Genomic DNA, 23871 nt, shown 5'->3' on the forward strand with positions numbered 1-23871 from the left:
GACGTACAACTTTTGTCGCACGATGCGTTCGGCGGCGACATCGCGATGTTGATGCACAGATTCTTCGCCTTATCGACAGCGTGTGCACAACAAGCCCACAAGCGAATCCACAAGGTCGAAGCGAATGATGGCGGAAATACGCTCCAAACGTACGTTCGTCCTCGTTCCAGGTGAGGGTTGGCCAAGAACTTCGTCCATTTGCACGTTCACAGCGAGTATTCGCTGCTGGATGGCGCATGCCGGATCCCCGACATCGTCGCGACCGCGGCCGAATTCGGCATGCCGGCAGTGGCGTTGACCGACCACGGTGTGCTGTACGGAGCCATGGAGTTCTACTTCGAGGCAAAAGCCAAGGGCGTCAAACCGATTCTGGGCTGCGAGATGTACGTGGCACCGCGCGGCCATCGCGATCGCTCCGTCCGCGACGAGTATCATCTCACCGTACTGGCGCAGGACGCGCGCGGCTATCGAAATCTGATGAAGCTGGTCTCCGCGGGCTTCATGGATGGCTACTACTACAAGCCGCGCGTGGATCTCGAGTTGTTGGCGAAGCACAGCCAGGGATTGATCGTGCTCTCGGGATGTCTCGGCGGCGGAATCCAACAGAAGCTGATGCACGATGAGGTCGATGCGGCGCGCGCGCTGATAGCCGACTATAAGGCGATATTCGCAGAGCGGTTCTTCCTCGAGCTGCATCATCATCACAATCCGCTCGAGGACAAGGTCCGCTCCCATTTGCTGCGGCTCGGGCAAGAATTGGACGTCCGCTCCGTCGCGACGAACGACTTTCATTACCTGCGCAAGTCCGACAGCGCCGCGCATGACGTCCTGCTGTGCATCGGTACCGGGAAGATGGTCGCCGATACCGACCGGTTGAAGTTCGAGGGCGACGATTTCTACTTCAAATCGTCGGAAGAGATGCGCGAGCTCATGGCGGATGCGCCGGAAGCTTGCGACGCAACGCTCGCGATCGCCGACATGGTGGACATCGATCTCGAGACGAAAACGTTCGCGCTGCCCTCGTTCGACGTGCCGAAAGACTTCGGCGACGATCGCGCGTACTTGCGCTCGCTCTGCGCGACCGGGTTGCGCGAACGCTACGGCGACCCAACGCCGGCGCACATCGAGCGCATGGAATACGAGCTGGGCATCATCGAGCGCATGGGGTACGCTTCGTACTTCCTGATCGTCTGGGATTTTATCCGCTACGCTCGCGAGCGCGGGATACCGGTCGGGCCCGGCCGGGGCTCCGCCGCAGGCAGCATCGTGGCGTTCGCGCTGCGCATCGCCGACATCGATCCGCTGCGTTACAACCTTTTCTTCGAGCGATTCTTGAATCCAGAGCGGATCTCGATGCCCGACATCGATACGGATTTTTGTTTCGAACGGCGCGGCGAAGTCATCAAGTACGTCACCGAGAAGTATGGTGTGGACCGCGTCGCTCAGATCGTCACCTTCGGCACCATGGCGGCTCGCGCGGCGGTGCGCGACGTCGGCCGCGTCATGGGCGTGCCGCTCGCCGATGTGGACCGCATCGCGAAGCTGATCCCGAACGTGCCGGCCAATCCGGTGAGCATCCAACAGGCGATCGATCAGGTGCCGGACCTGAGCGCGATCTACCAGCGCGATGCGCAAGCACGCGGCCTGCTGGACACGGCGATGCGCGTCGAAGGGCTCGCGCGTCATGCCTCGACCCATGCGGCCGGCGTCGTCATCGCGCCCGGCCCGGTGACTGATTTTGCGCCGCTCGTCAAGCTCGGCGACGATGACGTCAACACGCAGTATTCCATGGAGTGGGTTGAAAAGGTCGGCCTGCTGAAGATGGACTTCCTCGGACTGCGCACGCTGACCGTGATGGAGTCCGCTGCGCAGGAGATCCGCCGCACCGCCGACCCCGCCTTCACGCTCGAGGGCATCCCGCTCGACGACGAAAAGACCTACGCGCTGTTGTCTGCAGGGCAGACGAGCGGCGTTTTCCAGCTCGAGAGCGCCGGCATGCGGCGCTACATCGCCGAGCTCAAACCGACCCGGATCGAGGACGTCATCGCGATGGTGGCTCTCTACCGTCCTGGACCGATGAACTGGATCGGCGACTTCATCGCAGGCAAACACGGCCGCCGTAAGATCGCCTACCTCCATCCGAAGCTCGAGCCCATACTCGCGGAGACGTACGCCGTCGCCGTGTACCAGGAACAGATCATGCAGATCTGCCGCGACCTGGCGGGCTACACGGCCGGCGAAGCCGATCAACTGCGCAAGGTCATCGGCAAGAAGATAAAAGAGCAGATCCCCAAAGAGCGCGCCAAGTTCGTGGACGGCTGCGTGGCGCACGGCATCGATGCGCCGCTCGCGGTTCGCATTTGGCAGTTCATCGAGCCGTTCGCCGGATACGGCTTCCCGAAAGCGCACTCAGTCTGCTACGGGCTGCTCGCGTACCGCACGGCGTGGCTCAAAGCGAATCATCCCCTTGCGTTTATGGCGGCGCTCCTGACGTCAGTGAAGGGCAACACCGACAAACTCGTTGAGTATCTCGCCGAATGCGCTCGCTCGGGACTGCGCATCCTGCCACCCGACGTCAACGAAAGCGGCACCGACTTCACCGTTGTGAGCGGCGCGATCCGATTTGGATTGGCCGCCGTTCGCAACGTCGGCGGCGCGGCAATCGAAGAGCTGCTCGAACGCCGCTCGAGCGGACCGCTCACGTCGCTCGCGGATCTCTGCACGCGTCTCGATTGCCGCATCGTCAACCGCCGCGTGCTCGAAGGGCTCGTGAAAGCCGGCGCGCTCGACGGCCTTCCGGGCAACCGCGCGCAGAAGCTCGCAGCGCTGGATGCCGCCCTCGATTACGGCCAGAAGCTCAGCGAGGAGCGCGCCCTTGGCCAGACCTCGCTCTTCACGTCCGCTGGCTCCGACCTTCCGCCTCCGCCGCTCCCAGAGATGCCCGACGTGCCGATGCAGCTGCGGCTCGCGCAAGAGAAAGAAGCGATCGGCCTCTACCTGTCGGGGCATCCGCTCGCCGATAAAGCGGCACAGCTCGCCACGCGCGCGACGTGCACCATCCGGGAGGTGCGCGACTTGCCCGAGGACGAGATCGTGAGCGTGGGCGGCGTCGTGACATCGGCGCGACGCGTCGTCACAAAAGCAGGCGGGCAGATGCTCGTTGGAGTGCTGGAGGATCAGACCGGCACGATCGAAGCCGTCGTCTTCCCCAAATGGTATGCACAACTGTCGCCGGTGTTCGCGGACGAAGCCATTATCGTCGTGAAGGCGCGAGTGAAGGAGCGGCGTCCGAACGGACCGGGCCGGACCGTCGGCCTCGCGCAAGACGCGGCGGATCCGGCGGCGGCAGCGGAGGACGAGCGGAAAGATCTGACGTTACAGGTGATGGAAGCGTGGCCGCTCGCGAGCGCTCCGGCCGTGGCACGCGAAAGGCTCGCGCGACGCGAAGAAGCGGTGCGTCAGCCCGCGGCCGAGCCTCTGACGGTACAACCGCCGGTCATCTCGCCGATCGCGATGCTGAACGTGCGTCTGAACGGGGAACCCGAGGACGCGCAGCGGCTGGGCCGTCTTCGAGACATCGTGACTGCGGCGCGCGCGGGCGACGGCAAGATCGTCCTGCACGCCGGAGCGCGAGGCGATACGCGATCGTTGAAGACGTCGGTCGTCATCACCGGCGCACTGCGTGACGAACTTGCCGCCGTCTTCGGCTTCGACAACGTCTGGGAAGCGGAGCCGCGTTGAACGCCCGATTGATCGCGATCGACCTCGACGGAACGCTTGTCGGCGACGACCTGACGATCTCGACCAGGGATCGCGCGGCGATCCGCCGCGCGATAAGCGGCGGCATAAAGGTATGCCTTGTCACCGGCCGTCTTTTTAGTGCGTCCAGGCGCTTTGCAGATGATATTGGACTTCGAGGACCGCTCGCATGCCTGCAAGGCGCCGCGATCTACGATCTGCAGACGGGAGGCCTCACACGGTCGTGGCCGCTCGCCGCGAAAACCGCGATACGCGCCTACGACTTCATGAAAGATGGCGGCTACCAGACTCAACTCTACTTCGGCGATACGCTCTTCGTGGACAGCGTCGACGAACGTACCGAAGAGTACTTGCGCCGATCGCGCATCGAACCCACGATCGTGCCGGACCTGCGATCGCTGCTCGTCGAACCGGGGCGCGCCTCAGGCACGCTCCTCAAAGTCTTGGGCATCGGCGCTGCGGCAGACGTCGAGCGCGATGTCGTCCGGCTCTCCGACGTTCTCGGCGCGCACGAAGCGAACGTGATGAAGAGCCAGCCGACCTATCTCGAAGTCACCGATTCCCGTGCGGATAAAGGAAGCGCTCTACGCTCGATCGCTGAGAGCCTGGGGATTTCGCTCGCGGAGACGGCGGCGATCGGGGACTCGGACAACGATGCGCCGATGCTGCGGATCGCGGGCGCGTCGTTCGCGGTGGCGGGCGCGACCGCGGCCGCGCGTCAGGCCGCCGCGCGAATGGTCGGCGCTCAAGGCATCGGCGTCGCCGACGCTATCGACGCGCTGTGCGATGCGGATGCCTGTGGCATCCCGTAAGCGATCTGCCGCTCGACGGCCGCGGCCGCGACCGCGTGTGCTTGCAGCTCGCATCCTCGGCCCGCTCTTGATCGTGGCAATCGTGGTCGGCATTGGTTATGCGGCCGTGCGCGCGTCGCAAGATCCGCGTTTAGCCCTCGTCGCGGTCAATGTCACCGGTTGCGACAGATCGGCGCCGGAGGACGTGATTTCTGCCGCGGCATTTCCAGTGGGTCAGAACATCTGGCTGCTCGACGTGGCCGGCGCGAAGAACCGCATCGAAGCGCTGCCCTGGGTGGGTACGACCGTCGTCCGGCGCACGTGGCCGAATCACGTCGCGATCGATATCGTCGAGCGGGTGCCTGTGGCTCGACTTGTCCTGCCGTCTGGGGGCGGCGAGGAACCAAGCGCAAGCGAGGCGCTGCTCGACGAGCGGCTGCGCGTCCTTGCAGTCGGGCCGCCGGACCCACGCGACCTCCAGTTACCAACCCTCACCGTCAACAGCCTCAGCTCCAACGCCGTTCGGCCAGGGGCCGATCTCCACGCCACAGCCGCCGCTCCGGCGCTCCGCGCGCTGCAATCCTTGCAAGCGGGCGGACTGGCCGTCGTCAGCGTGCAGCTGGACGACGTGACCGGCATCGCGGCGCAGAGCGCGAGCGGCATCCACGTCTTGTTCGGAGCGCCCGATGATCTTGCGCGCAAGATCGCGTTGTTCTTGTCGATCGAGAAAAAGATCAACCGGCCGCGAGACGTGCGCTACGTCGACGTCCGCAGTCTGCGCGCACCGACGGTGCTTTTCAAGTGACAGACGCAAAGAGGGAAGTCCCGTCGCAGTTGGAATTGCAATTCGCGGATGAAGCGGCGACCTCACACGGTCGCTCGTTGCGTTCTTGCCGGGAATCTATCCACAGGCTGTGGACAATTTTAGGGGTCGTCATTGGCTCGTAGCGACGTGGTTGCCGGATTGGATATCGGCACGACCAAGACAGCCGCGGTGATCGCGAGCATCGGGCGCGATGGTGCGATGGATATCATCGGATTCGGCGTCGCGCCGTCGCTCGGTCTGCGAAAAGGCGTGGTCACCGACCTCGAAGAGACGGTGCGGTCGATCGAAGCGGCCACCGAGAGCGCCGAGCGCATGGCCGGCACGCATATCGAATCTGCGTTCGTCGGCATCACGGGCGAACACGTCCGCTCCCAGAACGCGCACGGCATCGTCGCGGTCGGCAGCGATGAGCGCGAAGTCGCAGCGGGAGATGTCAAGCGAGTCGTGGATGCCAGCACGATCATCACGCTGCCGGCCGAACGTCAGATCATCCACACGCTTCCGCGCGAGTATTCCGTGGATGGTCAGAACGGGATCACCGATCCGGTCGGCATGTCCGGGTCGCGTCTCGAAGTCGACACCCACGTCGTCACCGCGGGCACGTCGTTCGTCGCGAACGTCTTGAAATGCGTGCATCGAGCAGGCATCGAGCCGACCGCAATCGTGTTCGAGCCGCTCGCTGCCGGCGCAGCCGTTCTTCTGCCGGAGGAGAGGAACGCGGGCGTCGTGCTGCTGGATATCGGCGGGGGCACGACAGACGTCGCCGTCTACTGGGGCGGCGGTGTGTACCACACCTGGACCGTGCCGGTCGGCGGCAATATCGTCACGAACGACATAGCGCTCGGGTTGAAGACCAGTTTTCAAGAGGCGGAGAATATCAAGCACGCGTACGGCACGGCGAACCTTGCGCTCGATCTGGGCGATGAGACCTTCGAAGTCAAAGCCCTGTCGGGGCGCACGTCGCGGGCGGCGTCGAAATCGTTTCTGCGCCAGATCATCGTCGCGCGCATGACCGAGATCTTCAAACTCGTACGCGCCAACTTGGCGCAGAATTGTCCGGCGGAGGTCATGCTCGCCGAACTCGTGCTCACGGGAGGCGGCGGCGAGCTAGCCGGGCTCGATTCGCTCGCTGCCGACTTTTTCGATTTGCCGTCACGTGTCGGCGTGCCCATGCACGTCGGCGGGCTGACGGAGACGATAAAACACCCGGCATACGCGACCGCGGTCGGACTCGTGCTCTTCGGAGCTCGATCGGATGCGGGCGCTGCGCCTTCGCGCTCAGGCGGTCATGGCATGGGAGGGCGCATAGCTAAATGGTGGCGAGAGCATTTGAGCTGAGCGCGGCTCACGCCGCGCCGGCCACGACAAGTTGCAGACCGGCCTCGTCCGGCAGAAGGAGAGTCTCATGACCGAACAACGTCGCTACGTGCCCGAACATATGGCGAACATCAAAGTGATCGGCGTCGGAGGCGGCGGTTGCAACGCCATAAACCGAATGGTTGACGCAGGCATCAACGGCGCCGAATTCTTCGCGGTCAACTGCGACATCCAAGCCCTCAAGAATTCGCGCACGGAAAATCGCGTGCAGATCGGCCAGAATCTCACGCGCGGACTTGGCGCCGGCGCGGATCCGGAGATCGGGCGGCAGGCGGCGGAAGAATCCAAAGAAGACCTGGCCATGCTGGTCGAGGGCACGGACCTCGTGTTCATCACCGCCGGAATGGGCGGCGGGACCGGCACGGGCGCTGCGCCGATCGTCGCCGAGCTCGCCCGCGCCGCCGGAGCGCTGACGGTCGGCGTCGTGACCAAGCCGTTCGGGTTCGAATTGCGCAAGCGTGCGCAGATCGCCGAACGCGGGATAGCCGAACTCGAACAGAAAGTCGACACGCTGATCGTCATCCCGAACGATCGGCTGCTGTCGATCATCGAGAAGCGGACGCCGCTGATCGAAGCGTTCCGTTCGGCCGATGACGTCTTGCGCCAGGGCATCCAAGGCATCACGGACCTCATCACCAATCCGGGCTTGATCAATCTCGACTTCGCCGACGTGCGACGGGTCATGACCGATGCGGGCTCAGCCCTCATGGGCATCGGCATCGGGACAGGCGAGCGGCGTGCTGCGGATGCCGCGCAAAAAGCCGTCTCGAGCCCGCTGCTCGAAGCCACGATCGACGGCGCTCGCGGCGTCATCTTCAACATCTACGGCGGCCCGGATCTCTCGATGTACGAAGTCAACGAAGCGGCCGATGCGATCGCGAAGTCCGTGGATCCGGATGCCGAGGTCATATTCGGCGCCACGATCGACGAGAAACTTGGGAACGAGGTCCGCGTGACGGTGCTCGCCACCGGGTTCGGCTCGCGCGCTCGCGAACGGCAGCGCGTCCTCGGCGTCGGGGATATGGAGAAGGTCAAGCCGATCAACATGGACGAGATCGAAGTCCCGGCGTTCCTGCGCTACAACAAGTAGTACGGCGAGCATCGCTCGACCACGCCGAAGGGGCCGACGCTAGTCGGCCCTTTTCTTCTCTACCCATTCCGCAAGGACATATCTGCACCGCGATTGCTCCGCACGCGCAAGATCGTCTGCGATGATCGCGCCGATAGCGGGGTGCATCGGCAAGGAAAGAAGCGCGGCGACAGGATGCCATTCGCAGCGCGCGACGCGCGGATCGGCAGAATCTCCGATGTCCCGGTCGATGCGCACGTCGAAGACGAGCTGAATGAGATGCCGTGAACGGTCCGGTGCTAGCACCTCGATGACATAGCGCAGATCGCCGATCACGCTGTTCACCGACGCTTCCTCTCGCATCTCGCGAGCGAGCGCGGCGTGCGCGTTCTCACCGTCATCGAGTCCGCCGCCAGGAAGCAGATAACTCGTCGTTTCGTCTTTGACGTGACGCGCGAGAAGTATTTCATCGCCACGCACTGCAAGCGCAGCGACGCGGATTCGAGGCATGCGGCGATCACTTTCCAGTTCGCGCGGGGCTCGCGAGGAGGTTTTTCACTTCGCGATTCCAATTGAACGGAGGACTTGATGACTTCGCGCCATCGTCACCGTGGCCTTTGCCCGTGATCCGGCGGCGTAAGGAGGATAGTGGATGAAGTCGGTCTGCCAAGATCATGTCGATCTGAGAGTACCGGTCGAGCAGGCGTACGAATTCGTGAGCGACACGGCGCGCTGGCCGATGTGGCTCGCGTTTGTCGTGAACGTTCATCCGCTTGACGAAGAGAAGATCCATCTCGGTTCGGAATTGCGCATCTGCATGGCAGCCGGCAAGCGGCGCCGCCAAGAGATCTTCGAGGTGACGCGGCACGTCGGGAATGCGTTCTTGTCGTTTGAGAGCGATCTTTCCGCAGCCCGTCGCATCGACTTCCGCTTCGAGCAGCGCGGAGCGATGTCGCGCTTGTCGCTCGCCGTTGGTTATCCGGTGTTCGGCGGAGTTTTTCCAGAGATCTGGGATGCACTTTTCGTCCGGCCCATGGTGCGGCGCGCGGTTCGGGAATCGTTGATCCACGTGCGCGGCGCGCTTGACGACGCTGCCGACATCGCACAAGTTCGGACGGGCTCGACGCACGATATGGATAGGCCGCTGGCAGACGAACACCGAGTTTCAGTCGTCGCCGAACCAGTCCAGGTGGCATAGCGCGCCGCGTATGCCCGTTTACGAATACCGCTGCAAGTCGTGCGGTACCACTCACGAGATCGAACACGGTTACAACGATGAGCGGCCGACAAAGTGCCCGGCCTGCGGCGGAGAACTCGTCAGGGTCTTTCATCCGATCGGGGTCGTGTTCAAAGGCAGCGGATTCCACAAGACAGACTACGCGAAGAGCGGCGTGAAGCCGGCGCCTGCATCCGACGGCAGCAAGTCGACAGAATCCAAGGCTGGCGAGACGTCGTCAACGCCTTCGCCGTTGAGCGATTCCGGCGCAGCCTCCTCCTCATCATCGGACTCCAAGCCGGCGCCGGCAAAGAAGTCGGAATCCACGTCTACGCCGGCTCCCAAGAGCGACAAGTGATCGCGTTCTTCTGGATTTGCGCGCTGATAAGCGTGGTCAGCATGACACTCGCCGCTCTCGCCTTCGCGAGAAGATTATCGGTGCTGGCGGCGGCGATCGGGCAGCTCGCCGAGCATCCGCTGTTCGCCACGCTGCGTTCAGCAGAAGCCTCAGGCGCTCAGATGGGCCACGCAGCCCAGAACTTGACCGACGCCATGCGCAAACTCGGCGAGGCGTTTCGAACAATCGGTGAATCGCTCGGCGCTGTCGCTGCATACGCCGGTTTCGTGAGTGCTATCGCGAAAAGCATCGAAGACTTGCTGGACGTGTTCGTGCCGACGCTGCGCGGCCCCACGCAAGAGATCTAACGCTCGATCCGGCAGCCGAACGCGGCGGACCAATGCGCGGCGAACGATGGGAACGACGTCGCGATGCAATCGGCGTCATCGATCTCGATCGGCGAAGCCAGGGCTGCTGCGAGAGTCGCTGCCGTGAGTCCGATCCGGTGATCGCCGAGCGTGCCGACGCGCCCCGGCGCGCGCAGCGAACGACCTTCACCTACGATGAGACCGTCGTCGAGCTCGTCGACGCGAGCGCCAAAGGCGCGCAGAAGTCCGGCGGTTGCGGCGATGCGGTCGGATTCCTTGACGCGCAATTCGGCGGCGCCGCGAACCTCGAGGCGTACGCCGGCGAGCGCAGCAAGGGCGCAGAGCGCCGGGATCTCATCGATGCAGTTCGGCACATCGTCGGCGCCGATCTGGACAGAACGCAGCGGCGCGCCGCCGGCCACCGAGATATGCGCTCGCGGTTCATTGGAGAGAATTTCCTCGTCGAGCGTTGCGAACTCGACGCCCATCCGCCGCATCACATCGAGTGCGGCGACGCGCGAAGGATTGACGCCGACATCGATAAGATCGGCGTTCGCGCGCGACGACATCGCGATGACGGTGATGAAGTAGACGGCGGCGGAGAGATCGCCCGGAATGAGGAGCTCTTCGATCGCCGTCAGTTCGCCCGGTTCGATTCGCACGGTGTCCCCTCGCGAGTCGATCTTCACACCCATCGCGGAAAGCATCCGCTCCGTATGGTCGCGTGACGGGTGCGGGCTTTGCACGGTCGTCGCGCCGCCGGCCCGAAGACCGGCCAAGAGCAATGCCGACTTCACTTGAGCCGACGCGATCGGCAGACGGTAGTCGATTCCGCGCAATCGCCCCTCAGAGCGCGTGATCCGGACTGGCGGAGTTCCGGCGGTCGTCTCGATCGCAGCGCCCATCAAGCGGAGGGGTTGCGCCGCTCGTTCCATCGGCCGGCGGCGAAGGCTGACGTCGCCGTCAAGCGTGCACGTGGTGCGCCCGGCGAGCAGTCCCATGGCGAGGCGGATGGTCGTGCCGGAATTGCCGCAGTCGACGTTCCCGGCTTCGCGTGCAAACGGTCGGCCGGTGACGCGAACAACGTCCGCGCTTTCTTCAATGGCAGCGCCGACCGAGCGCATCGCGGCGATGGTAGCCGCCACATCCTCTCCTCGATTGAGGCCGCGGATCGTCGTCGTGCCGCGCGCGCCGGCCGCCAACATCACGGCGCGATGCGAGATCGATTTGTCGCCCGGCACGCGGAAGTTCTTACCAAAAGCGGTGGGCGCGCCCAATCGAAGAACGCTCATCTCAAATCTCGATGCGCGTCTCCCGCGCACGCCACCTTTACGACGCCGGCCGACTATAGTCGCACGACCGGAATCCACGGGGCGGCGCGCGCAGAAAACGACGGGACAGGAGAACGGGTACGCGTACCCCAACGCAAACGAAAAGCGCGGGCAAGCAGCGCTTGCCCCTTGCGGTTAGTTAATCGAAAGGTCACGTCACGTTGGTCGCACTGAGACGCGTCAGCCTCGTCTCCGCCATCATGGCTTTTGCCCTGGTGGTCTGGGGAGCGGTCGTGCGCGTCAATGGCGCGGGTATGACCTGTCCGGATTGGCCGCGGTGCCAAGGAAGCTGGCTGCCCGCGCTCAACAATCCGACGTTGTACGAATGGTCGCACCGACTGGGTGCGCTCGCGGTCACCGCGATCATCATCGCGACGTTCGTGACAGCGCTCATCGCGCGCAAGCAAGCGCCCGCGGCATTCGCCGTTTCGTGCGGCAGCCTCGGGCTGATCGTCGCGCAGATCGGCGCCGGGGCGCTGACGATCGTCCTGCACAACAACCCGCCCAGCGTCGCGATCCACCTCGTGCTCGGTTTCCTGACATTCATAAGCCTACTCGTCGTGGCGGTCCTCGCATCGCAGACGCCCGCCGCCATGAGCGAACGCGAGGGCATGCAGAAAGCACCGGCGAGCTTTGCGACGCTCGCACTGCTCACCACGGTATTGGCGTTCGCCGCGATCTTCGCAGCCGGACTCATGAGCGCGGCGAATGACGGCCTTGCCTGCATCGGATTTCCGCTGTGCAACGGGTGGGCCGGAGCCGCGAGCGCCGCGCAAATGATCCACATGGATCATCGTTTTGCCGCGTACGCCACCGCGATCGCGGTGACCGTGACGTTCATCGCGGCGCAGATCGGAAGCTGGACGCCGCGCAGCATCAAGGCACTGTCCTCCGCCGCCTTTGCGCTCGTCATTCTCCAAGTGGCGCTCGGCGTCGGCGCGGTCGCAACGCGACTCGACCCCCTCGTGCGCGTCGCGCATGAGGCGAACGGCGCGTTGCTTGCCGGGTCGCTCGTGCTGCTGACGTACGGCGCTTTACGTAGGCCGGTGCTCGCATGAACACGATTCGCGACTATCTCGGCCTCACCAAGCCGAACGTGATGTCGCTGCTGTTGTTCACGACGTTCACCGCCATGATGATGGCGGTCGGCGGTTGGCCGACGATAGGTCTGGCGTTGTGGACGCTGCTCGGCGGCGCGCTGGCATCCGCCTCATCGGCGGCGATCAACATGTATTTCGATCGCGATATCGATGCGGTGATGAAGCGCACGATGAAGCGACCTATTCCCAGCGGCCGCATAGCCCCGCGAAATGCGCTCGTCTTCGGGATCATCCTCGGCATCTGCGCGTTTGTCGAACTCAGCGTGACCGTGAACATCCTCGCAGCAACTCTGTCGGCGATCGGTATCCTTTACTATGTCTTCGTCTATACGATGTGGCTCAAGCGCTCGACGCCGAATAATATCGTCATCGGCGGTGCGGCGGGCGCCATTCCGCCGGTCGTCGGGTGGGCAGCCGTGACCAATCATCTCGGCCTCACAGCGTTGCTCCTTTTCCTCATCGTCTTCGTCTGGACTCCGCCCCATTTCTGGGCGCTCGCGCTGATGAAGAAGGACGAGTACGCGCGCGTCGGGATTCCGATGCTGCCGTCGGTGCGCGGCGATGCCGAGACGAAGAAACAGATATTGCTCTATACCGCGGCGTTGACCGTCATCACGCTGATCCTTGTGCCGATGCACGTGATGGGGCTTCTGTATCTGGCCTGCGCCCTCGTATTGGACGCTATCTTTTTCGCCTTTGCCGTCTGGGTCGCGAGGACGGGGTCACGACAGAGCGAGGGCCTCATGTATCGCTTCTCGATGCTCTACCTCGCGCTGCTTTTCGTCGCGATGGCGGCGGACCGGTTCGGCCACGGACCAGGCCTTTAGATGAGCGACGCGGCCCGCGCCGCGACGCAGGCGCGCGCACCGCTCATGCGGCCGCTCCTCTTCGGCGTCTTCGCGCGGGCTCTGCCGCTGACGATGCTCGGTCCGCTTCTGCCGGGCATCGCGACATCGCTCGGAGCGACGCTTGCGCAAGTCGGCTGGATCGTCGCCACGTACGCGACCGGTTCTCTGATAGCCCAGCCGATCATGGGCCGTTTGGCGGACGAGCGCGGCAGAAAACGCATTTTCTTCGTGTGCATAGCGCTGTTCGGCGCGGGATCGCTCGCGAGCGCCCTTGCCACATCGCTTCCATTGCTGATCATCGGCCGCATCGTCCAGGCGCTCGGTGCGGGTGGAATCCAACCGGTTGCAACCGCGATCATCGCGAGCCGGCTCGAGCCGCAGCGCCAGGGCGGCGCGATCGGCGCGCTCTACGGCGCATTCGGACTCGGCACGATGGCCGGCGCGCTCTGCGGCGGCGGGCTCGTGGCCGCTGCGGTCGCCCTCGCACCGCGGACGACGGGTTGGATCTCGGATGACCTGCGCGGTTTTCCGTGGCACCTCGTCTTCTGGCTGAACGTGCTGCTCGCGATCGCTGCCGCCGCGCTGGCACGCTCCCTGCCGGGCGATCGCCCTCGCGCAGACCTCCGACCACGCGGTAACGACCCTTCCGGCATCGCGCTCATCGTCGCCATCGCCGCAGCATTGATGGTCGCCGCGACGAATCCCGACGGAATCGGGGCGTGGGGTATCGCCGCGACGATTGCGTTGGCCGCCTTGTTCGTCATCGTAGAGCGTCGCAGCCGCGCGCCGGTGATCGATCCGGCGCTCTTCGCTTCGCGCGGACCAGCACTCGTATATTGGATCGCGCTTGGCTTCGGCGTACCGAGCTTCACGCTGACCATCTATTCGGCCACATTCCTCATCATGCGCTATAACGCGTCGCCCGAACAGGCCGGCGTGGCGTTGTTTGCCCTGGCCGCCGCCTATGTGGCGAGCGCGATCGCCGGCGGAGCGCTGATATCGCGTGTGAATTTTCGCGCACTCCTGGTCTGCGCTGCGTGCGTCGTCGCGCTCGGCGTATTTTGGCTCGCGATCTCGACGTCGATGCTCATCGCGATCATCGCGATGGCTGTAGGAGGCATCGGTCTCGGTCTTGCATCCGCGCCGCCGAATGCGCTGCTCTTGCGTTATGTGAAACGCGATCGCGCGGGATCGGCGACCGGCGTTGCAAGCATGCTTGCGACGTCGGGAGCGATCACAGCACCGGCCCTCATCGGCACGTTCCTCGCGCACTGGAGGAGCGGCGACGCGATCGACGCGATGCGTGCGGCGCTTTATGCGTGCGCGATTGTCGCGGCACTCTGTGCGGCGCTTGCGGCGACACTGCCGGAGCCGGACGACGTCGAGGAAAGAACCGGCTCTCCGGACAACCGAAGCCGTGGCGTGGAATTTGTCCGAGGAATGCATCCTTAATGAATGTCCGTAACGGCGCGTTCTGTCTCGCCATCATGATCGCGTTTGGCGCTCCGGCGGTCGCGCGTCCGTTCGAGCTGACCGATATGCGCCGTGTTGTCGACATCTCCAATCCTGTTCTCTCTCCGAACGGCGCTCAGATCGCCGCCGTCGTCGCCCGCGTGAATTGGTCGCAGGACCGGCGGGACGACTCGCTCGTGCTGTTCGACGTGGCGAGCGGCGCGCAGCGCACGCTGACGCGCGATCGGGAAGGCGTTTCGTCACCGCTCTGGTCGCCATCCGGCGACCGGATCGCATTCATCGCGGATGACGCCGACGGCACGGCGCAGATCTACGCGATGCCGATGGCCGGCGGCGACGCCGTCCAAGTCACCAAGTCTCACGACGACGTCGAGCAGTTCGCGTGGCGTCCGGACGGCGCGCGCATCGCATTCGTCACGCGCGACGTGCCCGATAACGATTCGTCTACGACGCATCTCGATGCATTCGACGTCGGTGACAACGATTACATGATCAAATCGAGCTCGCCGCCGTCGCATCTTTGGCTGGCCGCCCCCGACGGCTCTTGGAGCAAGCGCCTGACGAGCGGCACCTGGAGCATCTCGTCGCTCGACGGCGGCGCGGGTTCGGGGTTCTCGTGGTCGCCGGATGGCCGGACGATCGCGATCACACGCCTTCCGAACGCTGTGTACGGCGATAGCGATCCCGCGACGGTGGCACTCGTGGACGCCAAAACCGGCGCTACACGCGACGTGCCCGGCCAGCGCGCGTTTGATGTTGGGCCGGAGTACTCGCCCGACGGCACGCGGCTCGCCGTGCAGTGGTATCGACACGGCACGTTCAACAGCGATGCGTCTCTCGTCGCGATGCCGGTCCGCGGCGGCGCCGGCCGTCTCTTGATGCCGGCCGTGGACCGCAACATCGATTGGTACCGCTGGCAGCCGGCAGCCGGCGGCGGGCTCTATGCGAGCGGCGACGACGGCCCGCGCGTCTCGCTGTGGTTCGCATCGTCGAGCGGGAGTGTTCGAAAGGTAGATCTGGGCGACGTCGTTTTCGGCAACGATGCCGACGTGGCATCAAACGGCGCGGTAGCGTTCGTCGGGACCACACCACGCGATCCCGTCGAACTGTACTACCTTTCTTCGGCAGGTGCGCGTCCGCGGAAATTGACCGCGCTGAACGCTCCGATCGCGTCGCTCACGCTTGGTGCGATGCGAGAGATCACCTGGAAGGGGCCGAACGGATTTGCCGAAGATGGCATCTTGACGACGCCCCCGGGATTTTCACCATCGAGGCGGTATCCGATGGTCGTCAACGTACACGGCGGCCCTCAAGGCGCTGACGGCCTTGCATTCGATGAGCTCGATCAGCTCTTGGCCGCCGGCGGCTTCGTCGTGTTCCAGCCGAACTACCGCGGCAGCACGAATCTCGGCGATGCGTATCAGCACGCGATCTATCGCGACGGCGGTGACGGGCCTGGAAAGGACGTCATGGCCGGCGTGGCAGCGGTGGAGCGGTTGGGATTTGTGGATTCTACCCGCCTATCGGTCTCCGGCTGGTCCTACGGCGGATACATGACCTCTTGGCTGAGCGGTCACTACCCGGTCTGGAAGGCTGCGATAGAAGGAGCGGCACTCGACTACTATCCGCTCGACTACACGATCGCCTGGTATCAGCGAGGTGACGCGCAAGATTTCTTCGGCGGCGGCCCGTACGATCCGAAAACCGCGGCGATGTGGATCGAACAATCGCCGCTCACCTACGCGAAGTACGTCAAGGCGCCCACGCTGATCCTCGCCGATACGGGCGACGCGAACGTGCCGATCGTGAACTCGTATATGATGTACCACGCGCTGGCCGACTACGGCGTGACCGTGCAGTTCGTCGCATACCCGGTGCAGTCGCATTTCCCGGATGACCCCGTTCTCGTGTCCGATGTCTACCGGCGCTGGGTCGAGTGGCTGACGAAGTATGCGCACTAGGGTATTGAGGGGCGCCTGCGAATACGTTGACACTCCTTCGGCCGAAGTGGCGGAACTGGCAGACGCACGCGACTCAAAATCGCGCGAGGCAACCCCTCATGTGGGTTCGATTCCCACCTTCGGCAAGTGCGACAATTTCAACAGGCGTTTCGACTCGCAATCCGAGGTGTGACCGCGTGCCTCGTATAACGTTCGCGGCACGAGCGCGTTCGAAGAGAGAGAAGAGAGAGCGGCAGCTTTGAGTCACGATCAGGATCAGAACAAGTTAGATGGCGGCTTTTGGCGAGCCGTCATCGTCATGGGAATCATCAGCGCCCTCGGGATGTGGGGCATTGTCGTATTTCCTATTGAAGACTATCTGAAGGAAGCCGCGCAGCAGGCCGCCGACATCGATTGGCTGTTCAAGTTCATGGCGTTCTTCAGCGTGCCGATCCTCGTCTACGTGAACGGTTTCATCATCTATTTCGTGGTCCGATACCGCAAGCGGGCGTCGGATTCGATTCAGGCGACCGGCTCGCCGATCCACGATCATGCCGGTCTGGAGACGTGGTGGACCATCATTCCGGCGGCGCTCATGCTGGCGCTCGGTCTGCTGAGCTACAATGTGCTGCCGAAATACTACGGCGCGCAGGCGGCAACCGTCACGATGGAAGCGATCGGCCACAAGTGGGATTACGAATTTCGCTACCCTGGGCTCACGCAATCGGTCTACAACGATCTCTATCTTCCGATAAACGTCCCCGTCACCATCGACATAACGTCGGCCGAAGCGCGCGCAGATGACGCGGTCATCCATTCCTTCTGGGTTCCGGAATTCCGCATCAAACAAGACATGGTGCCGGGCATGGTCGTGCCGATTCATTTCACGCCCAATCGCCCCGGAACGTACCGAATCATCTGCACCGAGTTCTGCGGGGTCGGGCATTCGCATATGTGGGGGAGCGTTCACATCGTCTCGCAAGCGGAATTCGACGCCTGGTTCGCGGCGCAACAGAAGCAGGGTGCGAGCGGCGGTCCGCGCATCAACGTCGCGACCGGCGATGCCGGCGCCGGCCAAGCGCTTTTCCAACAGAAGTGCTCAGTATGTCACAATGCGGCGCCGTTCGACCAGCGCAAAGTCGGGCCGGGCCTGGCAGATATTTTCGACGATCCGCAACACCCGACGCTCGTCGACGCGAAGAAGGCTAACCCCGCCGATGTGGCCGAGATTTTGGAAAAGGGGTACACGGGCAGCATGGGATCGATGCCGAACATGCAGGCCAACGGATTATCGAGCACGGACATCGCAAATCTCATAGCCTACTTGAAGACGCTTCACAAATGAAGAGGACGAACTAAAGTACATGGCTGTCGTCGAAGTCTCCCACGCAACGAGCGACCACATCCATCCGCCGCCGGAGACGTTCGTCCAGAAATACGTGTTCAGCTTCGATCACAAAGTGATCGCGGTGCAGTATTTCATCACCACCGGGTTGTTCTTCGTCTTGGCCGGGTTGCTCGCGGAGCTCATGCGTGCGCAGCTCGCCGGCCCTAACAATCACGTGCTGAGCGTGACGATGTACAATCAGGCGTACAGCGTGCACGGGTCGGCGATGGTGTGGCTCGTCATCATTCCGGTGCTGACGGGCGCGTTCGGCAACTTGATCATGCCGCTGCAGATCGGCGCTCGCGACGTCGCGTTCCCGTGGCTCAACATGTTCAGCTTCTGGCTGTTCCCGCCGGCCGGCATCCTGCTCTTCGGAAGTTTTCTCCTCGGAGCGCCAGAAGCCGGTTGGACCGAATACCCCCCGATCAGCCTGCAAGAACCGGCCGGAACGAGCATGTGGTGCGCGGCCATCTTTCTCGTGGGTGTGTCGAGCACGATCACCGGACTAAACTTCTTGGTCACCATCATCAAGATGCGCGCGCCCGGCATGACGTGGACGCGTATGCCTCTCTTCGTGTGGGCCACGGCGGTCACGGCGTTCTTGTCGTTCATCGCAACGGCGAACCTGTCCGCGGCCCTGCTGGCGCTCTTCATAGAACGCACGTTCAACGTGCCGTACTACGATCCGTCGCGCGGCGGCAGTCCAGTCGTCTGGCAACACGTTTTCTGGTTCTACTCGCACCCTGCCGTCTACATCATGGTCTTGCCGGCCTTCGGCATCATATCGGAGATCATTCCGACATTTGCGAGAAGGCCGATCTTCGGATACAAGGCCATCGCCTATTCGTCCACCGCGATCGGATTGATGTCGTTCATGGTCTGGGCGCACCACATGTTCACGAGCGGCCTCGCGCAGTGGGTCCAGTTGCCGTTCATGATCTTGACCATGGCGATCGCCGTACCGACCGGGGTCAAGGTGTTCAGCTGGGTGGCCACGCTGTGGGCCGGGAAGATCCGGTTGGCATCGCCGCTGCTCTTCGTCCTCGGCTTCCTGAGCACGTTCACGTTCGGCGGCATCACAGGGATATTCTTGGCGTCCGTGCCGGCGGATATCCACGAGCACGCGACCTATTTCGTCGTCGCCCATCTTCATTACGTGTTGTTCGGCGGCAGCGTGTTCGGGATATTCGCGGGCCTATATTATTGGTGGCCCAAGATGACGGGCCGCATGCTCGATGAGGGATTGGCGAAGCTGCATTTTTGGACGATGTTCATCAGCTTCAACGCCACCTTTTTGCCCATGCACTGGATCGGATTGTTCGGCATGCCGCGCCGCGTCGCAACGTACGATCCGGTCTACGGCGATACAAATCTGTTCATCTCGATCTCGGCGTTCGTGCTCGGCGCATCCATGCTGATCTTTGCCTATAACGCGCTTCGCAGCGCGAGACGCGGCGAGCTCGCGGGTCCGAACCCATGGGGTGCGCGCACGCTCGAATGGATGATACCGTCGCCTCCGCCGTACTACAATTTCGACCGCATACCGATCGTGCTCGCCGCGCCCTATGACTATGGCCAACCGCTGCCATATCGCGAAGTGGCGCCCGAGTATCTCGCTGCGGTTCCTCGGTTCTAAAGGAGAAGAGCACAGGCACGATGGCGAGTCACGCGCTCACACTTGACGACGCGCAGTACGAAGAACAGCGGGATCACCGGCTGCTCGGGTTTCTTTTTTTCCTGATCAGCGACTGCATCATATTTTCGTCGTTCATCTTCACGTATCTGTATTTGCGAAGCGCGGCGCCGGTATGGCCGCCCGCGGGCGTGACACCGGCAGACCTGTACATGGCCGGCGTGAACTCGATCGTGCTGTTCGGAAGCGGTGCCACGATGCACTTCGCGATGGAATCTTTCAAGCACGACAAACATCTGCGATTCTACTGGTGGATGATGGCCACGATCCTGCTCGGTTCGATGTTCTTGGGCGGCCAAGCGATCGAGTATACCAACCTCATCCATGAGAACACCATGTGGACGACGAGCATCTACGGATCCTCGTTCTTCTCACTGACGGGGCTCCACGGTTTCCACGTTTTGATCGGCGTCTGCTTCCTCGTCGTGGTGCTGAACCAGACGCTCTCGGGCACGTACACGAAGACTCGCTATTTCGGTCTCACCGCGGCGTCGCTGTATTGGCACTTCGTCGACGTGATCTGGGTGGCGTTGTTCAGCATACTCTACGTGTGGCGCTAAAGGAGAACGACGTGGACGCAGCCGCCATCGAACGGACCATCGCTCTCGTCGGCGCAATCGTCGTGGGAACCGCCGCGCTCTGGTCGTTGAAGCTCGAGTGGCCGAAGACCGGGCTCGACGATCATGTGGCGAAGATCATGTTGGGTTTGCTGGCTCTTGGCTGCTGCATCGTGATCCTCGTGGCGACGCGTGTCCTGCACGGCATAGCATAGGAGAACGGCATGGCGGACGATTGGATGCATGGCGATATCCCACAGAGCCGGGGCATGCCCGTGACGGTGCAGATCTTCTTCGCGATCGGTGTTCTCTTGATCTTATTCATGGGTGCGATTTCCGCGTTCAATTCCAAGGAGTTTCACATCTGGCCGGCATCGGATTCGGCAAAGATCCAACTCCATAACTGAGGGCCCGACGCCAGCCGCCCTACTACCCCGCCGCGCGGCATGTCCAGCGAGGACGCTCCTTCGCTCGCATCCGGCTCGCTCTGTCGCTCGGTTCACTTCGTCGCTCTCGCCATCCATGGCTCCGCTCCTCGTTCAACGCCTCGCTTGGACATGCCGCGCGGACGTCATCGGGCGGCTCGCGCGTAGGGCATCAGCGGTCGATGTCGATAGCCGGGGCGTCTGAGGCGGCGAGAGCCGCCGAAGTCGAGCGGCGGAGCTAAACTATCCCGATGTTCCGCCGCGTCCCCGGCGCAGACATCGACCGCTGATGACGGAGCGTGCCGCGCGGCGGTAGCGTGCGGCGTTTGCGGAGCCGGAGCGGGGCTGTTAGGCTGGGGGGCGGTTGGCGCCGACGCCGAGCGCGGGGAACGAGCGCGGGAGGATGCCGGTGGATCGACCGTCGATCGCGTGGATGCCGCCGAACTCACTGAACTCGGCGATTGCCGGACGCATGGTCATCGTGAACTCCGCCGGACCGATCGCGGGCCACTCTCCGGCGATCCTGCCGTCCGCGGTTAGCACGGCGACATAGCCGCAGGATCCTCGCGCGGAGAGATCGTCGCAGCCGCGAGTGCGGACGTATCCGTCTACGATGAAGATAGGTTCGTACGTCTTGCGCAGCGCGATGATCGGATCGCGGACGAGCCACGCGGCGTAGACGAAGAACGCGACGGCGACCGGCGCGAAGATGATGGCGATCGGCAGGGCATCGTGAGCCGGCGGGCTGACGTTGGGCGTCACGCGATTCGCGAGCGCGACGGCTGCCCACGCCAAGAGTGCGCCGATGGCGGCCGGCTCGAGAGCGGTTAAGGCGCGTCCGGCGAGCCCGCGCGCGACGACGCGGCGCTCCGAAGGTAACCATGCGCGGCGAACGAGCGTCGAGCGGCGTTCGGCGGGAGTCAGAGCGATGGGAGTGAACGTGATGTCCACGATGGTAAAATTCGGGGCGGGACGCGAGACTCCCCGGGAGTGCGCTACGTCCCGTCCAGGCGGCCTGGCGGCATTTGCGCTCGCATCGTTCGTCGCCGCTACGGGCATTTCACTGCCGGCTTTCGCGGCGCCGCCGAATCCGTTCAGCTTACCGCCCGAGCGCGTGCTCGGTCGCGGGGATCTCATCCCCGACACGTCGCTCGTCGACCAGACCGGCGCTCATCGCTCGCTCAGAGATTTTCGCGGCGATACGCTCGTGATCGGTTTCATCTACACGAGCTGCAAAGACGAGTGTCCGCTCGTCACCGCTAAGTTCAGCGCCCTCGAATCGCGTTTGCCGCAAGCGGGCTTTCATCTCATCGAAGTCACGGTCGATCCGGAGCGGGATACGCCCCGCGTCCTGGCGGCGTACGCGAAGACGCACCACGTCGACGCCGCGCGCTGGACGCTCTTGACCGGCAGCGCGACGGCGATCGCACTTTTCGAGCGCGCGCTCGGCGTTTCGGCGATCGACGACGGCCGTGGGACGATCGTGCACAACGATCGCACGATTATCGTCGACGGACAAGGGACTATCGCGGACGTCATAGATGAAGCGGGATGGACGCCGGACGACATCGCTTCGGACGCACGCAACGTCGCCGGCCTGGCGGCGAACCCGCTGGATCGAATGGATTTAGCGCTTGGCCAAGCTGTCGCATACGTCTGCGGCGGGGTCGTCAACGGGAGAACCGGTCTTACGGACCTCGTCGCCGTGATCGCGATCTTCGGCCTGTCCGCCTGGGCGATGGTCTGGGTTTCGCGCAAGTTCTTTACCACCGGATCTTAATGCACGTTCGAGGGAGGTGACATAGCTCATGGCAGAAGCACTGTGGGAGTACGGCGTGCTCGCCGGAGAGAGCAAGACGAAAGCCTGGCTTGACGAGTTGCAACAAGTGCTGAACGATGGCTGGGAACTTGTCCACTTCGGGCCATACAACCAGAGCAATAACATCGCGATCATCCGACGCCGGAAGGAGTGACCGCGAAGGGTTGCCCGGAACGCTGCTGAAGCCTCAATCGTTGAACAAGATGATCCAGATAGAGTCGGTCTAGGAGCGCGATTTTGATAGGTCAGAAAATTGTCGGTACGGCTCTCGTCGCGGCGTGCCTCGCCGCAGCCGCGTGCGGCACGGGGCCCGGTCCGGTCGGCCAAGGCAATTACGGTACCATTTTCGGAACGGTGACGAACGCTTCGAACGGTAAGCCTATCCAAGGCGCGATCGTCACGGTTTCCGTGGTCGTCTCCGTGCCGACAGACGCGAACGGCCAGTATCGGATCACGAACGTTCCCGTCGATTCGCCGGGTGTCGATGAGACGGTAGCGGTGACCCAGGCGACGGGCTTCCAGCTGCCTGCTCCCAAGTCGGTTCACGTCCTCGCCGGCCAGCAATACGAGGCAGATTTCCAGCTCCAACCCTCTCCGTGAGGCGTTTCGCCAGAAGGAACCGTTCCAAATACCCCTGAACCTCTGTCCCGTTCCTAGAACCCGGCGCGTCGCGTACAGCGTTGGGAATTGGCATGGAGGACACCGTGGCGTTATCTTCCGGCGATATCCCCGCTGGCGCGAAGCAGCGTGGTGAATCCAAGGTCAACTCGGTCGACCGCGCCCTCGTCATCCTGGAGTACTTGGGGACGCAGACCAAGGAGATCGGCGTCCGGGAACTCGGGCAAGCAATCGGTCTCTCAAAGAGCAGCGTCCACCGCATTCTGCAGACCCTCCGCGCACGAGGCTTTGTCAAATGGAATCCCGACAACGCTCGGTATTCGCTCGGCATGCGCGCGTTCGAGGTCGGCTGCGGTATCCTGCGATCGATGGAAGCCCATACGGTGGCGAAACCGCATCTCGAGCAGCTCGTCAACGCGCTCGGTGAGACGGCGTTCTTGGGCGTTTTGGACGACGCTGAATTGGTCTACATCGACAAGATCGACGGCCGGCGGTCGGTGCGGATGTACGCCGACATCGGCGCGCGGCGTCCGTTGCACTGCACGGGCATCGGCAAAGCGCTGCTCGCCCATTTGGAGCGCGCGGACGTGGATCGGATCCTCGCTGCAAAGCCCCTCGCTCGATACACGAAGAACACGATAACCGACCCGGATCTGCTGCGCCAAGAGTTGGAGAAGATCCGCCGGCAGGGCTACGCCGAAGACAACGAAGAGATAGAAGAAGGTCTCTACTGCGCCGGCGCGCCGCTCTTCAATTATTCGGGCCGGCCGGTGGCAGCCATCTCCGTATCCGTGCCGAAGATCGGCGCACAGAACGTGCAGCGCGATCGCATCGTCAAGCACGTCGTTCAAGCAGCGCAAGAGATCTCCGCAAAGCTTGGCTACACGGGCAGACCGAAGACGTCCACAATCGGCTGACGCTAAGTCGCGAAGTCGTC

At 63.4% G+C, this 23871-nt stretch carries 24 protein-coding genes and 1 tRNA gene; 21 read left to right on the plus strand and 4 right to left on the minus strand.

Annotated features, from left to right (window positions below; genetic code table 11):
- The first annotated feature begins 177 nt into the window (after positions 1-177).
- The 5 genes from VKT51_02880 to ftsZ all read left to right on the plus strand — a co-directional run bounded on the left by VKT51_02880 (position 178) and on the right by ftsZ (position 7843).
- Complete coding sequence (locus VKT51_02880; GenBank protein HLJ83107.1) at positions 178-3741, plus strand: DNA polymerase III subunit alpha; 3564 nt, start codon at positions 178-180, stop codon at positions 3739-3741.
- Entirely contained in the window at positions 3738-4571 is an 834-nt protein-coding gene (locus VKT51_02885) for a Cof-type HAD-IIB family hydrolase (GenBank protein HLJ83108.1), read from the plus strand. Before VKT51_02880 ends, VKT51_02885 begins: the two co-directional genes overlap by 4 nt.
- Positions 4572-4608: 37 nt before the next feature.
- Positions 4609-5355, plus strand: a complete 747-nt coding sequence (locus VKT51_02890) for an FtsQ-type POTRA domain-containing protein (protein HLJ83109.1) — start codon at positions 4609-4611, stop codon at positions 5353-5355.
- A gap of 132 nt (positions 5356-5487) precedes the next feature.
- Positions 5488-6714 carry a cell division protein FtsA gene (gene ftsA, locus VKT51_02895; GenBank protein ID HLJ83110.1) on the plus strand — a complete coding sequence of 409 codons (1227 nt, stop codon included), beginning with the start codon at positions 5488-5490 and terminating at the stop codon, positions 6712-6714.
- Between the two features lie 67 nt (positions 6715-6781).
- On the plus strand, positions 6782-7843 hold the full coding sequence (ftsZ, locus tag VKT51_02900) for a cell division protein FtsZ (protein ID HLJ83111.1): 1062 nt from the start codon (positions 6782-6784) through the stop codon (positions 7841-7843).
- 39 nt (positions 7844-7882) lie between these two features.
- Here ftsZ and VKT51_02905 read toward each other — a convergent pair whose 3' ends face one another.
- The gene (locus VKT51_02905; GenBank protein ID HLJ83112.1) at positions 7883-8332 is read right to left on the minus strand and encodes an NUDIX domain-containing protein; all 450 of its coding nucleotides are present in this window, start codon (positions 8330-8332) and stop codon (positions 7883-7885) included.
- 142 nt (positions 8333-8474) lie between these two features.
- Here VKT51_02905 and VKT51_02910 point away from each other — a divergent pair, with 142 nt between their 5' ends.
- Positions 8475-9020 (plus strand): SRPBCC family protein, encoded by a 546-nt coding sequence (locus tag VKT51_02910; GenBank protein ID HLJ83113.1) that lies wholly within the window; start codon positions 8475-8477, stop codon positions 9018-9020.
- A gap of 177 nt (positions 9021-9197) precedes the next feature.
- Here VKT51_02910 and VKT51_02915 read toward each other — a convergent pair whose 3' ends face one another.
- Positions 9198-9392, minus strand: coding sequence for a hypothetical protein (locus VKT51_02915; GenBank protein HLJ83114.1), 195 nt, complete (start codon positions 9390-9392; stop codon positions 9198-9200).
- On the opposite strand from VKT51_02915, the gene VKT51_02920 reads away from it, so the two are divergent.
- Entirely contained in the window at positions 9393-9743 is a 351-nt protein-coding gene (locus VKT51_02920; protein ID HLJ83115.1) for a hypothetical protein, read from the plus strand.
- Here the strand turns inward: VKT51_02920 and aroA are convergent.
- The gene (aroA, locus tag VKT51_02925) at positions 9740-11035 is read right to left on the minus strand and encodes a 3-phosphoshikimate 1-carboxyvinyltransferase (protein ID HLJ83116.1); all 1296 of its coding nucleotides are present in this window, start codon (positions 11033-11035) and stop codon (positions 9740-9742) included. The two genes, VKT51_02920 and aroA, sit on opposite strands and share 4 nt — an antisense overlap.
- 200 nt (positions 11036-11235) lie before the next feature.
- On the opposite strand from aroA, the gene VKT51_02930 reads away from it, so the two are divergent.
- The 10 genes from VKT51_02930 to VKT51_02975 all read left to right on the plus strand — a co-directional run bounded on the left by VKT51_02930 (position 11236) and on the right by VKT51_02975 (position 20479).
- The gene (locus tag VKT51_02930) at positions 11236-12132 is read left to right on the plus strand and encodes a COX15/CtaA family protein (GenBank protein HLJ83117.1); all 897 of its coding nucleotides are present in this window, start codon (positions 11236-11238) and stop codon (positions 12130-12132) included.
- Positions 12129-13001: a heme o synthase gene (locus tag VKT51_02935; GenBank protein ID HLJ83118.1), complete on the plus strand. Its 873-nt coding sequence runs from the start codon at positions 12129-12131 to the stop codon at positions 12999-13001. The genes VKT51_02930 and VKT51_02935 overlap by 4 nt, the downstream gene beginning before the upstream one ends.
- On the plus strand, positions 13002-14474 hold the full coding sequence (locus tag VKT51_02940) for an MFS transporter (GenBank protein HLJ83119.1): 1473 nt from the start codon (positions 13002-13004) through the stop codon (positions 14472-14474).
- The gene (locus VKT51_02945; GenBank protein HLJ83120.1) at positions 14474-16456 is read left to right on the plus strand and encodes a S9 family peptidase; all 1983 of its coding nucleotides are present in this window, start codon (positions 14474-14476) and stop codon (positions 16454-16456) included. Before VKT51_02940 ends, VKT51_02945 begins: the two co-directional genes overlap by 1 nt.
- Before the next feature lie 40 nt (positions 16457-16496).
- A tRNA-Leu gene (locus tag VKT51_02950) sits at positions 16497-16581 on the plus strand.
- Between the two features lie 113 nt (positions 16582-16694).
- A complete protein-coding gene (coxB, locus tag VKT51_02955; protein ID HLJ83121.1) occupies positions 16695-17780 on the plus strand; it encodes a cytochrome c oxidase subunit II in 1086 nt (361 codons plus the stop codon).
- A gap of 19 nt (positions 17781-17799) precedes the next feature.
- Positions 17800-19458: a cytochrome c oxidase subunit I gene (ctaD, locus tag VKT51_02960; protein HLJ83122.1), complete on the plus strand. Its 1659-nt coding sequence runs from the start codon at positions 17800-17802 to the stop codon at positions 19456-19458.
- Positions 19459-19478: 20 nt separating this feature from the next.
- Complete coding sequence (locus VKT51_02965; GenBank protein HLJ83123.1) at positions 19479-20075, plus strand: heme-copper oxidase subunit III; 597 nt, start codon at positions 19479-19481, stop codon at positions 20073-20075.
- Positions 20076-20086: 11 nt separating this feature from the next.
- A complete protein-coding gene (locus tag VKT51_02970) occupies positions 20087-20287 on the plus strand; it encodes a hypothetical protein (GenBank protein HLJ83124.1) in 201 nt (66 codons plus the stop codon).
- Between the two features lie 9 nt (positions 20288-20296).
- The gene (locus VKT51_02975) at positions 20297-20479 is read left to right on the plus strand and encodes a hypothetical protein (protein HLJ83125.1); all 183 of its coding nucleotides are present in this window, start codon (positions 20297-20299) and stop codon (positions 20477-20479) included.
- A gap of 366 nt (positions 20480-20845) precedes the next feature.
- On the opposite strand, the gene VKT51_02980 is transcribed toward VKT51_02975, so the two are convergent.
- Positions 20846-21448: a hypothetical protein gene (locus VKT51_02980; protein HLJ83126.1), complete on the minus strand. Its 603-nt coding sequence runs from the start codon at positions 21446-21448 to the stop codon at positions 20846-20848.
- Here VKT51_02980 and VKT51_02985 point away from each other — a divergent pair.
- The 4 genes from VKT51_02985 to VKT51_03000 all read left to right on the plus strand — a co-directional run bounded on the left by VKT51_02985 (position 21441) and on the right by VKT51_03000 (position 23851).
- Positions 21441-22277, plus strand: a complete 837-nt coding sequence (locus tag VKT51_02985) for an SCO family protein (GenBank protein ID HLJ83127.1) — start codon at positions 21441-21443, stop codon at positions 22275-22277. The genes VKT51_02980 and VKT51_02985 overlap by 8 nt on opposite strands.
- 28 nt (positions 22278-22305) lie before the next feature.
- Positions 22306-22470 (plus strand): hypothetical protein, encoded by a 165-nt coding sequence (locus tag VKT51_02990; protein HLJ83128.1) that lies wholly within the window; start codon positions 22306-22308, stop codon positions 22468-22470.
- Between the two features lie 83 nt (positions 22471-22553).
- Positions 22554-22916 (plus strand): carboxypeptidase-like regulatory domain-containing protein, encoded by a 363-nt coding sequence (locus VKT51_02995; protein HLJ83129.1) that lies wholly within the window; start codon positions 22554-22556, stop codon positions 22914-22916.
- Positions 22917-23020: 104 nt separating this feature from the next.
- Positions 23021-23851: an IclR family transcriptional regulator gene (locus VKT51_03000; GenBank protein ID HLJ83130.1), complete on the plus strand. Its 831-nt coding sequence runs from the start codon at positions 23021-23023 to the stop codon at positions 23849-23851.
- Positions 23852-23871: the final 20 nt, after the last annotated feature.

Source organism: Candidatus Eremiobacteraceae bacterium, from assembly GCA_035295225.1.
Classification (GTDB): domain Bacteria; phylum Vulcanimicrobiota; class Vulcanimicrobiia; order Eremiobacterales; family Eremiobacteraceae; genus JABCYQ01.